10 protein-coding genes are annotated in these 12,828 nt (G+C 67.8%); 5 read left to right on the top strand and 5 right to left on the bottom strand.

What is annotated here, in order from left to right:
- Window positions 1–7: 7 nt before the first annotated feature.
- Both sucC and STHE_RS09015 read right to left on the bottom strand, forming a co-directional pair.
- Window positions 8–1,147 carry an ADP-forming succinate--CoA ligase subunit beta gene (gene sucC / locus STHE_RS09020; RefSeq protein WP_012872263.1) on the bottom strand — a complete coding sequence of 380 codons (1,140 nt, stop codon included), beginning with the start codon at window positions 1,145–1,147 and terminating at the stop codon, window positions 8–10.
- 295 nt (window positions 1,148–1,442) lie between these two features.
- Entirely contained in the window at window positions 1,443–2,624 is a 1,182-nt protein-coding gene (locus tag STHE_RS09015) for a S9 family peptidase (RefSeq protein ID WP_052295288.1), read from the bottom strand.
- A gap of 206 nt (window positions 2,625–2,830) precedes the next feature.
- Between STHE_RS09015 and STHE_RS09010 the strand changes: the two genes are divergently transcribed.
- The 4 genes from STHE_RS09010 to STHE_RS08990 are packed head-to-tail and all read left to right on the top strand — an operon-like array spanning window position 2,831 to window position 5,829.
- The gene (locus tag STHE_RS09010; RefSeq protein ID WP_012872261.1) at window positions 2,831–3,235 is read left to right on the top strand and encodes a YtxH domain-containing protein; all 405 of its coding nucleotides are present in this window, start codon (window positions 2,831–2,833) and stop codon (window positions 3,233–3,235) included.
- 18 nt (window positions 3,236–3,253) lie between these two features.
- Window positions 3,254–3,427, top strand: coding sequence for a YtxH domain-containing protein (locus tag STHE_RS18745; protein WP_012872260.1), 174 nt, complete (start codon window positions 3,254–3,256; stop codon window positions 3,425–3,427).
- A 38-nt stretch (window positions 3,428–3,465) separates the two neighbouring features.
- Window positions 3,466–5,052 carry an ArnT family glycosyltransferase gene (locus tag STHE_RS17970; protein ID WP_052295287.1) on the top strand — a complete coding sequence of 529 codons (1,587 nt, stop codon included), beginning with the start codon at window positions 3,466–3,468 and terminating at the stop codon, window positions 5,050–5,052.
- A 39-nt stretch (window positions 5,053–5,091) separates the two neighbouring features.
- Complete coding sequence (locus STHE_RS08990) at window positions 5,092–5,829, top strand: rhomboid family intramembrane serine protease (protein ID WP_012872258.1); 738 nt, start codon at window positions 5,092–5,094, stop codon at window positions 5,827–5,829.
- A gap of 44 nt (window positions 5,830–5,873) precedes the next feature.
- Here STHE_RS08990 and STHE_RS08985 read toward each other — a convergent pair whose 3' ends face one another.
- From STHE_RS08985 to STHE_RS08975, 3 genes are all read right to left on the bottom strand, one after another.
- Entirely contained in the window at window positions 5,874–6,755 is an 882-nt protein-coding gene (locus STHE_RS08985; protein WP_012872257.1) for a DUF1028 domain-containing protein, read from the bottom strand.
- A 144-nt stretch (window positions 6,756–6,899) separates the two neighbouring features.
- Window positions 6,900–9,890, bottom strand: coding sequence for an ABC transporter permease (locus STHE_RS08980; protein WP_012872256.1), 2,991 nt, complete (start codon window positions 9,888–9,890; stop codon window positions 6,900–6,902).
- Between the two features lie 30 nt (window positions 9,891–9,920).
- Entirely contained in the window at window positions 9,921–10,661 is a 741-nt protein-coding gene (locus STHE_RS08975) for an ABC transporter ATP-binding protein (protein WP_012872255.1), read from the bottom strand.
- A gap of 438 nt (window positions 10,662–11,099) precedes the next feature.
- Here STHE_RS08975 and STHE_RS08970 point away from each other — a divergent pair, with 438 nt between their 5' ends.
- The gene (locus STHE_RS08970; protein ID WP_012872253.1) at window positions 11,100–12,824 is read left to right on the top strand and encodes a cation:proton antiporter; all 1,725 of its coding nucleotides are present in this window, start codon (window positions 11,100–11,102) and stop codon (window positions 12,822–12,824) included.
- Window positions 12,825–12,828 lie beyond the last annotated feature (4 nt).

The following is a 12,828-nucleotide window of genomic DNA, read 5'->3' as shown; positions in this document are numbered from 1 at the left end:
CCCGGCGTTAGGCCGCGCCGCTTGCCGCCGCGACGACCCGCTCGGCCGCTTCCGGCATCGTATCGACCACCGTGATCCCCGCATCCGCCAGGATGCGGCGCCCCTCGTCCTGGTTGGTGCCGACCAGTCGGATGACGAAGGGGACCGTCGGCTTGACCGCGTCCATGGCGGCGAGCAGCCCGCGCGCGACCTCGTCACAGCGCGTGATGCCGCCGAAGATGTTGATCAGCACAGCCCGCACGTTGGAGTCGGCCAGAACCAGCCGCAGTGCTTTCTCCACCTGCTCGGCGCTCGCGCCGCCGCCGACGTCGAGGAAGTTGGCCGGCTCGCCGCCATAGTGCTTGATGGCGTCCATGGTCGCCATCGAGAGCCCGGCACCGTTGACGACGCAGCCGATGTTGCCGTCGAGCTTGACGAAGCTAATCCCGGCTGCACGCGCCTCCAGCTCAGTCGCGTTCTCCTCCTGCAGGTCGCGCAGTTGCTCCAGGTCCGGATGGCGGACCAGCGCGCTATCGTCGATAGTGATCTTGGAGTCGAGCGCCAGCCAGGTCCGGTCCGCGGTGAGCACCAGCGGGTTGATCTCCGCCAGCGAGGCGTCGGACTGAACGAATGCCTCGAAGAGCTGGCGGGCGATCCGGGCGAAGCCGCCGACGAGGTCCGGCTCGATCCCCAGCTTGAACGCCAGGCGGCGGGCCTGGTAGTCGTGGAAACCGAGGAAGGGATTCGCCGCTTCGCGGTGGATCTTCTCGGGCGTCTCGCGGGCCACCTCTTCAATGTCGACCCCACCCGCGCTGCTTGCCATGATCGTGATACCGCGGGCGGCGCGGTCGATCACGACCCCGAGATAGTACTCCCGTGCGATGTCCACGCCCGGCGCGACCAGCACCTTGTGCACGGTGTGGCCGCGGATATCCATGCCCAGGATGCGGCTGCCAACTTCCCGGGCTTCCTCCGGCGAATGCGCCAGCTTGACTCCACCCGCTTTACCGCGCCCGCCGGTATGCACCTGCGCCTTGACTACCACCGTACCGCCGAGTTGCCCAGCCGCTGCTGCGACCTCGTCCGGCGTGGTCGCGACGATCCCCTGGTTGATTGGGATGCCGTACCCCTTGAGGATCTCGGCAGCCTGGTACTCGTGAATGTTCATCCATCACCCCCGACGTCGTAGGGCGGCTGGCCCGCCCCACCGCGGTCCAATCGCGTCCCCGATAATAGCACAGGCCCGCCGCTCCTCCGTGCGGCGCAATCAATCAGAGAGCATGAAACCGCGCATCGCCCACGGAGGAATCCTACCGAGGGGATATGCTACGCTAACGTCTGTCCCAGGCCACTCCGGGTACCCGGACAACGAGACCTGAGGCAGGGCACGGATCGGCCCGAGCGACCCTGCTCCCTGCCTCGCTTCCAATCACGGGTAGGCACGGCGCGGCGCGGACGCCGCGCTAGATCATCGCCGGTGGACGCTCCGCGGGCGGGACGGTGAGGTACCGCTTGAAGGCGCGCTCGATCCGCGGGAACGCATCCTCCCAGGTCTTACGCCAGGTGAACATGTGCGTCTCGCCCGGATAGTAGACGACGGCGAAATCCTTCCCGTGCTCCACGCAGTCCCGGATGATGGCATCCATCTGGGCGAAGTCGACCCGCTCGTCCTCGGTCCCCATCAGGTTCAGGAGCGGCTTGCTCAGACCGTGAACGAAGTTGAGCGGCGAGGCGTTGTACCACACGTCCGCGTTGTGCTCTCCCTTCGGCCCGTCGAGGCGGGCGATGCCGTGCCAGGGGCTCCCCGGGTACTGCTGCTCGCGCCAGCGCTCATACTGCTCCCAGTCCCACACACCGGCGATGTTGATGCCGAGGGCAAAGGCGTCCGGATACTTGGTCAGGGCGCCCAGCGTCAGATAGCCGCCGTAGCTGAGGCCATAGACAGCGATAGCTTCCGGGTCGATGTAGGGTAGCGACCGCAGGTAGGTCGCCCCGGCCACGACGTCAGCCAGCTCCGCCTGGCACATCGAGCGGTAGGTGGCTTCCTCGTAGGCGCGTCCATACCCGATGCTGCCGCGGTAGTCGACCGAGAGCACAACGAAACCCCGATGGAGCAGATACTGGTGGAAGGAGTAGAACACAGCATAGGAGCGCATCGGGTGCCAGCCGTAGCGCATCTGCCGAGCCATGCCGCCGTGGACCCAGACGACCGCCGGGTAGCGGTGGTTCGGATCGAACCCCTTGGGCAGGAACAGGTCGGCATGTACCGCCAGCCCATCCTCGCTCGGGTAGGTGATATGCGTCGGCAGGGTGATCTTCTCGGGCGTCAGGCTCTCGGGCATCGAGCGCGAGACCTGTCGTCGCTCGCCGCTCTCGGGATTGACCAGCCAGATGTCGGCGCTCTCGTATGGTCCACAGTGGACGTAGGCGATCCAGCGGCCGTCGGGCGACCACGAGGCGCACGAGTCAGTGCCTGGACCAGGGGTGAGCAGCGTTGACTCGCCGCGCTCGAGGTCGACGATCCAGAGGCGGCGCTGGTTCAGATCTGTATCCCGGTTGCTGCAGTAGACGACCCGAGTGCCGTCGGGCGAGAAGCTGTAGACATCGGCAGCGTGCCCGGTGTCGTCGCACTCGCCGTCGGTCAACTGGACCGAGTCGATACGTGCGGTTCTGCGGCGGAACGCGGGAGCGGGTGTGGCGGTGGCACGGGGATTGATGGTCGCGACGGGGAATCGCGCCCCGGACCGGCGTGTGGTAGTCGGTCCCATCCTGTTGCGGTAGTCTAACCACGATCGATGGGCCGACAGGCCAACGCGCCTGTCGGGATGGGTTCGGGCGCGAAGGAGGAGACATGGCTGACGACCGTGGTGACGGCGCCTTCATCGCTGGGGTTGTGCTTGGTGCGATCGCCAGCGCGAGTGCGACGCTCTGGCTGACGCCCCGGTCCGGCGAAGAGGTGCGCGCGGAGATCGCGCGGCGGGCCCGGGAGCTGGAGCAGCGTGCACGTGAGGCAGCGGCGCAGGTGCCGGTCTTGTCCGACCTGCTGGCGACTACCGGCGAGGAGCCGGCCGAGTATCCGTACGAGATGACACCGCCGCCCGCGCCGACGCCGGCGCCGGAACCCGCGCCGGGACCGGAATCGGCGGCTGAAGTCACCACCGCGATGCCCACTGCGTCGCCCGCGACGGCGGATGAGACGCCCGCGGCGACCGAGGAGCGGTCCGGCGAGGGGGACCTGCCTGCCGGCCGAACCTGATGGTAGGGAGAGCCGAGCATGTTGACCCGGATGCGCACTGCCCTCAAGTTCATGACGTACGGCCTCGTCATCGGCCTTCTGTTCGCGCCACGCCGCGGGGCCGAGACGCGGCGGGAACTCGTGCGCTGGGTGACCTCCACCGCTCGCGACCTCACCGGCGGCATCCGCGGGACGATGGGGGCGCAGCGATAGGGCGGCCCCGCGCTGGCTAGGGTATGCTGCGAAGTCGATTGACGGCTCGGTGGTGGGAAGCCACCAGCGCGAGCCTGCTGCTCCTGACGGCGCTGACGCGCCTGCCATTCCGCTCAGAGGTGCCCATCAACTGGGATGCGGTGCAGTACCTGCTAGCACTGGAGCGCTTCGACATCGCGCTTCACCGGCCGCATCCACCGGGTAACCCGCTCTACGTCCTGCTCGGGCGCGGGGCGAACGCGTTGATCCCCGACCCGAACCAGGCTCTGATTGCCCTGAGCATCATCGCCAGCCTCGTGGTGGTCTGGGGCACGGCTGCGATCGGCGAGCGCCTCGCCAGCCGCCGGGTTGGTGCCTGGGCGGCGCTGCTGGTGGCGGTCAATCCGTTGCTCTGGTTCTACGGGGAGACGGCTCTCTCCTACGCCCCGGAGGCCGCGGCGGGCGTCCTGGTGGCGCTGGCGGCGTGGCGTGCCTACACCCGGCCCGATCGCTGGAGCGCGCTCTGGCTGGGGCTAACCACAGCCTTTACGGGTGGGCTGCGCCCGACCGCACTGCCGCTCCTTGGGCTGGTCTGGCTGTTCGGCGTCTGGACGATGCGCTGGAGGGTACGAGCGCTCGCGGCCGGGGTCACCGCAGCAGGCTGCCTGGCCTGGGCGGTGCCGCTGGTTGTCGTGTCGGGCGGCCCAGTGGAGTATTGGACGCAACTGCGCCTCCTGACCCGGATCGCGGTCGAGCCGACCTCGCTGGCGTCGGGGCCGAGCATGCGCTGGCTTGGCAATCTGTGGTCGGTGGTCAGTGCCAGCGCGGTCATGTTGAACCTCTTCGCGGTCGTGGTGGCGGTAGCCGTGGTTCGCGCGCGGCCGTCGTTGCGGCCGTTGTCGCCGCGGGCCTGCCTCCTCTGGGCGTGGCTGATCCCGCCGGTGCTGATGTTCACGCTGGTGCACTTCGGCCAGTGGGGCTACCTGCTGCTGATCCTGCCCCCAGTGACGATCCTCGGCCTGCTGGCCCTCGAACGCGCCGGGATGTTGGACGGCCGGGTGGCGGCGGCTCGCCTGGTTGCGCTCGCGCTGGCGGGTGCGCTTGCCTTCCTGCTGACGCCGCCGCTGGCGATGCCGGGACACGAGATGCAGCCCAGCCGGGGTGCACTGGCGGCCCACAATGCGGCCTGGCGCGAGGTGACGCGCATCGTCTCTGAGCTTCCTCCGGACCGCACTGTGGTCTTGACCAGTTCGGACGGCCGCCAATCGTTCCGCATCGCGGGCTATCTGCTCCCCCAGTACTCCGTCGTGGGCGTTGGGCGCGACTGGCACGGCAACTGGGGTAGCCTCTACGATGCCATCGACGGGCAGTCCGACTACCGGCTCGACCCGACACTCTACGCCCACGCTCTCGTCCGCGTCACCGATCTGGAGTATATTGTGGTCCTGGACAACTCGCTCGCGGAGCGGGTGCCGGACGCGATCACCTGGTCCCGCTGGGACCTCCCCGACGGTCGACCGCTCCTGGTCCACCGGTCACCGCCGGGTACGACCTACCTCAGCTTCGCGGATCGGAAGATCCGAGTGCTGCATGAGAACGCGTTCCGCAGCCCGAGTTTCCGCGATCGTCCTCCGGCCCAGCCGTAGGCCGCACCGGCGGGGCTGGGCCGGAGAGAGGGACCGCGCATGATCCCGATCGGTGATGACAACCGGGGACGCCGTACGACCCCGTTCGTGAACTACACGTTGATCGTCCTCAACGTGCTGGTCTTCCTCTACGAGGTTTCACTGCCGATGGACCAGCTCGAGGTGTTCGTCTACCGGTTCGGGATCGTGCCCGCCGAGATCACGCAAGGGGTGGATATACCGCCGCTCGCCCCGTTCCCGATTTACCTGACCATCCTCACGTCGATGTTTCTCCACGGCGGGTGGGCGCACCTGCTGGGCAACATGCTGTTCCTATGGATCTTCGGCGACAACGTCGAAGACTCGATGGGGCACCTGCGCTACCTGATCTTCTATCTCCTGGGCGGCATCGGCGCAGCGCTGGCCCAAATCTTCCTCGCCGGCCCGGACAGCACCACGCCGATGATCGGCGCGAGCGGCGCAATCGCCGCCGTGCTCGGGGCCTACTTCGTGATGTACCCCGGCGGGCTGGTGCGCGTGCTCGTGGTTCTCGGCTTCTTCATCACCGTCGTGATGGTCCCCGCGGTCATCATGATCGGGCTCTGGTTCCTGCTGCAACTGTTGAGCGGGCTGGCCACGCTGGGTATCGAGACGCAGCAGACCGGCGGGGTGGCGTTCTGGGCGCACGTCGGCGGCTTCGTGACCGGCCTGGTCCTCGTCTGGGTGTTCCGCGACCCGAAGGCAGTTGAACGCCAGCGCGCAGCCCGGCGCGGCTACCGCGCCTTCCAGCGCTGGTAGGGGTCTGTTCCGCGCCGAGTGGCCGCCGATCACGCGTGCGGTGGTCAGGTGTCGCCGGCGGCCTTGCGAAGGAACTCCAGGATCACGGTGTCGATCTGGCCGTCATCGCGCAGGCGCGATTCGAGGTTCTCGCGGCTGGCGAAGCGCTCCAATGCCGCGGTGATGGCGGCGGGGTCGTCGGTGCCGTCGGGGAGGTCGCCCGTCGCGACGAGCTGACGGCGGATGGTCGCTATCAGCGCCTCGTCCGGCACGACCAGATCGGCCTCGTCGGTCTGGAAGTAGACCCGGTGGAGCATGACCAGCCGGCGTAGCTCCTCGATCGGGCGGGGGTGGTCGTCGACGCGCAGGTCGATGTAGCGGTCGTTGCCACCGAGGAATCCGCCCTTCTCGCGCACGACGAGGATCGCGGCCGATTGCTGGCCGCGGCTGTCCCCGCCGGCTGCCTGCCCCGCTTCGAGTGCAGCGAGCAGCCGGTTGGCGAAGCTGCCGGTCGTGGACCGGTAGGCGTTGGCCATAGCCCGGACCACCTGGGGCCCGGCCAGAATGTTCCCCTGGCAACAGAAGCCGTCCCCGACGATGCTGCCGGCCCAGGCGGGTGCCTCCGGGCCGGTATAGCTCGCTGCCCGGCCACGCGCATCTACCATCCCGACCTGGCGGCGCTCATGCCCTTCGCCAGTGCCGATGATCGCGGCCAGGGCTTCCCCGGCCGAGGCGCCGCCGGCCATCAGGTCGAGCCCTCGTGGACCGTGGCTGGTGTCGCACCAGGCCTGGGTGGCGACGGCGCCGACCCCGGCTCGGGCCCACGGCACAACCGCGCCAACCGCCAGGAACTTCGACTGCACGGCGATGCCGAGGTCGCCCGTGGCCCGGTCGTAAGCCACGATCGAGAAGGTGCTCACCGGTGGCCACTGTCGTCCGCTGGTCATGGGCGTCGTCCCCTCCCCGGTTGGCCGCAAGCGATTGATTGCCCGCGTGCCCACTATGCCGGACCTTGCCGTACCCCGCAAGCACGAAGCGGCGGCAGGGAGCACCTGCCGCCGCTTCGTGCCGGATGTGCGCGGTGCTGCGTGCTACTCGTAGCGCAGCGCGTCGGCGATCGGAACGCTGGCCGCCTTGCGGGCCGGGATGTAGGCCATCACGAGCGCGGCCACCAGCGCGATGCCGACGAAGAGCGCGATCGTACCCCAGGGGACGAGGAAACTCGCCGCGGCCCCGCTGGAGCCGGTGAACTCGTCGCTCGTCATCAGGTTCCGGGAGAGGATCAGTCCCAGGATGGTCCCCGAGCCGACGCCCAGGACGGTAATCATCGTCGACTCGATCAGGAAGCTCGCACCCACCATGGCGCGGCTGTACCCGATCGCGCGGAGCATACCGATCTGCTGGCGTCGCTCAACGACCGAGCGGAAGGCGATCACGCCGAGGGCCGCGATGCCGACGACGAGGCCGAGCGCCATGAAGCCCTCGACGAGCATCAGGAAGCCGCGAGCCACGCCCGTTCCCTGCTCGATCAGCTTCTCAAGCGATTCCGCCTGAACACCGTAGGCGATCAACTTCGCCTTGATCTCCTTGGCGAAGGCGACGTTGTCCGTGCCGGCCTGCGTCTGAACGTAGTACATGGTCTGGGTCGGCTGCGCGAACACCTGGTCGAACGCCTCGTCGTTGACGTAAAGCCCGTAGAGCACCGACACCGTCGGGTTGATCACGCCGATGATCGTCACCGTGCGTGTCTGACCGCTTACGGGATCACCGATCTCGACCTGGATCGGCTCCATGGTCGTGTCGCCCGGCTGGACGCCCTGGAGGAAGAAGTTCGCGGCTGAGCCGATCTGCACGGTCGGCCCGGGGAGCGCAACGCTGTCGATCACGGCGAGATCGGGATTCTGGCGCAGCGCCTCCCAGACGGCGGCGTCGCTGTCGTACCCGGTGGCGCGGATCGAGAGCGGTGCGTGGCTGTGCTCGATGAAGGAGGCATCGGCGCCGTTGATGGTGTATCGCTTCCACTCCTCGGTGCCGGCGAGGCGAATCTGGGAGTCGTACGATGCCACCTGGCGCACGCGGCCGGTCGCGGTGACCCGGCTCGTGTCCACTCCGCTCTCGGCCAGCGCCTGGTCGAAGGGCGGCATCGGGTCGTTCATGACCCGTGTTGCCGTGATGTCCCAGCCGGCCGCGGCCTCCTCACCGGAGAAGATCCTGGTGAAGTTGTGATCGATGGTGGCCATCATGACCAGCGAGAAGACGATGAGGCTGAACATGGCGATGGTCATGCCGGTGCGGCCCTTGCTCGCCAACGGGTAGGCCACAGCGGTCTTGACCGCGGGCAGCCAGCGGCTGAAGGTCCGCCCAAAGAGGCCGACCAGGGTAGTCCCGATCTCGGCGTTCCAGATGATGGCCATGGTGGCCGCGGCCACCATCATGATGCCGGAGACGAAGAACATCTCCATGCCGCCGGTGAGGACCGGGAAGATTTTCTGGTGGATCGAATCGGGCAGCAGCCAGTAGGCCAGGACGAAGAGCGAGGCGACGGTGTACAGCGGGCGCGCAGGCAGCCCGAAGCGGCGCAGCGCCGCCGCCAGGCTGAGCGGCAAGACGGAGATGCCGATGGAGTAGGGGAAGAGCTTTTCGCTGTCGGCACCGACCCACATGAGCAGCGCGCCGAGTACCACACCGAGGATGCCGAAGATGAGCCAGCGGTTGCCGGCCCGCTGGCGCTGCGGCTCGGGAATGTCGCGGATGGCGCGCACGATGTTGAGCCGGCTAATGCGCCAGGAGGAGATGGCGATGGTGACGAAGGTGACGACGACGCCGAGGCTGTAGGCCACGACCAGGCTACGCCAGTGCGCGGTGGGGACGATGGTGAAGAAATCGCCGACGAGCCGCCCCATGACGCCCGCGATGACGAAGGCCACACCGACGCCGAGGGCTGAGCCGATCAGGGCTGAGACGAGGTCGTAGGCGATGCCCTCGGCGAGGAACATCTCAGTCAACTGGCGCCGCTTCATGCCGACGGCGCGGGCCATGCCCATCTCGGGCTTCCGCTCCGCGGCCAGCAGGACGAAGATCAGGAAGATCAGCAGGATGCCCGCCGCGATCGAGAAGAGCCCGAGCACGAGGAAAATGCTGGTGAAGACGTTTGCGCCCTCCTCGGCCGTATTCAGCGCGCGCTGCTTGACCCGCACCGCCCCGTATGGAGCATCGCCGAGAGCCGCCTCGATCGCCGCGACCGCCGCGTCGGTCGCCTCGGCGCCAGCCTCGACGCCACCGGCGTTCGACACCGCGATGAAGCTGATCTGGTCCGGCAGCTCGAGCAGCGCCTGGGCGCGGTCGAGGGTCATCACGAAGCCGCCGGCCTGCCCCAGGTCTTGCATGCCGGTCAGGATCGAGTCGGGGGCGATGGCAGCCACGGTGATGTCGTGGGGCTGGTTCTTGATGTAGACCGTCAGGGTGTCGCCGATCCCCGCGTCAATGCGCTCGGCGGCCGTCTTCCCAAGGACGACCGCGCCTTCGGGGAGGGCGGTCAGATCGATGTCGTTCCCCTCGAGGTCGCGCAGCCCGCCGAAGGGGTCGAGCACCGCGGGGTCGATCCCCACCGCGGTCACCATCGGCTCGCTGAGCTGGGTCTTCGGGTTGAGGATCGGGACGGGCTGCGCCAGGACGGGCATAAGCCCGTCGATCACGGGGTCGTCGGCCAGGGCGGCCTGCAGGTCCGCGGCGACCTGCTGCGGAAAGGTGACGCTCTGCTGGGCGTTGGGCTCCGCATCGTCCCCGTTCACGGGGACGACCAGTTCGTCGGTGTGCTGGAGGACGTCCAGGACCGTGGCCTTGACACTGTAGTTCAACGTATCGCCGGTCGTCAGCGCGGCCGCGATGATGAGCGTGCTCAACATCAGGCCGATGACGATCAGGGACGTCTGTGCCGGTCGGCGCCGGGCGTTCCGGATGCCCATGCGGAAGATGATGCGCTGGCGCAGGTAGATCCAGCCACCGACGCCGAGGCACAGCCCAAACGCGATGAGCAGTGCCAGCATGATCGACTGCATGGAGATGCCGAAGATGTTATCCATGGACAGGTCTTCCCTTTCGGATCGGCCGCACTACTCGACGAGGTCGTCGCTGACGATTCGGCCGTCCTGCATCCGGATGATCCGGTCGCACATGGCACCGATGCGCGGGTCATGGGTGACGACCACGAAGGTCTGCTGGTTCGTCTGATTCAGGTGGCGCATCAGGGCCATGACCTCGTCCGCGGTCTGGCTGTCCAGGTCGCCGGTTGGCTCGTCGGCCCAGACGATCGCCGGCTGGTTCGCCAGGGCGCGTGCGATTGTCACGCGCTGCCGCTGGCCGCCGGATAGCTCGGCCGGTCTGTGGTTGGCCCACTGGGCCAGCCCCACCTGCTCCAGCACCTCAAGGGCGCGTTTTCGCGCGTCCTTCGGACGCACGCCGCTGACGAGCAGCGGTAGCTCCACGTTTTCCACGGCGCTGAGCACGGGCAGGAGATTGTAGAACTGGAAGACAAAACCCATCTGCCGGGCCCGGAACTCGGTTCGCGCGTTATCGGACAGCTTGGAGAGGTCCGTGCCTGCGATCAGAATCGTGCCGCTGTCGATGGTGTCGAGTCCTGACAGGCAGTTGAGGAGCGTGGTCTTGCCGCATCCCGACGGCCCCATGATGGCCACCATCTCGCCGCGGCGCACCGTGAGATCGACACCCCGCAGTGCCGGAACCCGGAGCTTGCCGGTGTCGTAGGTCTTCTCGACGCCCTTTGCGGTGATGATGAGATCGGTGTCCCGCTCCGTGGTGACAGTTAGGCGTTCTTCCCGAATAGCCGGAACCATGCGTTGACGCTCCTCACTCCCTCAAACCTCACCTCGGTGGATCGCCTGAGCCCCGGGCGCTATGGATGGGCTTGTACGTGCCCGGCACAGTTGCTCATGGTGGATCATAGATGGAGACGACCCGCTGCTTCTTCCTCCGTCGGGTCGGGCTGACAGCGCCGAAACGGGCAGCACCTGCCTGTCCCGACGGACAGGTGCTGCACCCCGTCATGCTGCCTGTCCCCAGGTCACGACGCCGCGACCACAATATCGAAGTTTACGTAACGGATCGTGGTGGCGACAACGTGCCCAATGCGGAAGGGGATGGTGAGCGGCGACGCGTCGCGAGCGGGGTGCGTCATCGTGTATGCTCGCCAGCAGCGTGCCCGTTCGAACCCGACCCGTACGGACAGATTGTGCGCAAGCCCCGCTGCATAGGCCCCGGGGATCGGCGAACCGATGATCGGCTCAGGTCTATTGGTGAACCTGGTTCTGGCGCTGGCGATCGCGACCGTCGGCGCGGCGCTGGCTGCCCGGCTCGGTCAGTCGGTCATCCTCGGCTACATCGTGTCCGGGGTCATCATCTCGCCGTCCACCCCCGGCCCGGTCGGGGCAACGGCACCGGTCGAGGCGCTGGCGGACATCGGTGTCATCTTGCTGATGTTCACCGTGGGGATGCGCCTGTCCCTCCGCGAACTGCAGGCAGTGGGACCGGTGGCGCTGCTCGGCGGAAGCGCGCAGGTGCTGATCCTGATCGGCCTGGGTTACCTGATCGCCCGTGGTGTCGGCTGGGGCTGGCAGGAGGCGCTCTTCTTCGGGGCAGTCGTCTCCAATTCCTCCAGCACCGTGCTAAGCAAGGTGCTGGGAGATCGCGGGCAGATGGGTGCGCTCCACTCTCGCATCGCCCTCGCCTGGTCGACGGTCCAGGACCTCAGTACGGTGGCGCTGGTCGTGGTCCTGTCCGCCGTCGTGACCGGTGGCTCCGGGATGACCCTGGCGGGCACGCTCGGCGTGGCGGCGGCCAAGGCTGGGATCTTCCTCTTTCTCCTCCTCGGCGTCGGTAGCCGGGTGCTGCCGCTCCTGTTCGAGCGTGTCGCCGCCCTGCGCAACCGGGAGATCTTCGTGATGGCGGTTGCGGCCTTCGCGCTCGGTGTCGCCTACGCCTCGCTCTTCTTCGGCCTGTCCCTGGCGCTGGGCGCCTTCGTGGCCGGCGTGGTCGTGAGCGAGTCGGACCTGTCGCACGAGATCCTTGGTTCGGTTCAGCCGCTGCGCGACGTCTTCGTCGGCCTCTTCTTCGTCTCCGTCGGCATGCTCGTCGACATCGGATTCCTCGTGCAGAACTGGCCCTATACGCTCCTCGTCGTAGCGGTGATCGTGCTCTTGAAGGGCGCCATCTCGACCGGGATCGCCCGGCTGTTTCGCTACTCGTTTGCGACGGCCCTGCTGACCGGCGTCGCGCTGGCGCAGTCGGCGGAGTTCTCCTTCCTCATGGCACGGGTCGGCGTGGAGGTCGGGGCGCTCTCGCCGGCTGTCTTCAGCTACCTGCTGGGCGGGTCGGTGGCCAGCATCGCGTTGGCGCCCTGGCTCAACGCGCTGGCTAATGACCTGGCCCGCGCCTACGAGCGCCGCCAGGCTGGGCGCCTGGTTGCCGAAGCGGTGCCGGAAGGCAAGAAAGCTCCCTTCCAGGGCCACGCGGTCATCTGTGGCTACGGGCGCGTCGGCCGCCTCATCGGCGCGGCTCTGCGGCGCCGCGACTTCAGCTTCATCGTCATCGAGCAGGACCGCGACATCGTGCACGCCCTGCGTAATCAGGGCATCTACGCCCTCCTCGGCAGTGCCGACAACCCGGTGCTGCTGGAGCAGACGCACCTCGAGCACGCCCGCATTCTTGTCGTGGCGATCCCCGACGCGCTGGCAGCGCGCCTGGTTGTGGAGTACGCCCGGCGGGTCAACCCAAATCTGGACATCATCGTGCGGGTCCACTCCGAGGAGGAGCGCCGCTTCATGCTCTCGCGCGGCGTCTCGCTGGCGGTCCTGCCGCTCCACGAGGCGGCGTTCGAAATGACCCGCCACACGCTGCGGCGCTTCGGCCTGAGTGCCATCGAGACACTCGCCATCGTGCAGCGCATGCGCGGCGACCCGACCGCCTACGATCCGACCGGTCCCAACGTCATGCCACACTGAGCCG

The sequence above is a fragment of the Sphaerobacter thermophilus DSM 20745 genome (assembly GCF_000024985.1).
Taxonomy (GTDB): Bacteria; Chloroflexota; Chloroflexia; order Thermomicrobiales; family Thermomicrobiaceae; genus Sphaerobacter; species Sphaerobacter thermophilus.
The sequence above is the reverse complement of the archived record's forward strand: the minus strand, read 5'-3'. Positions and strand labels throughout refer to the sequence as shown.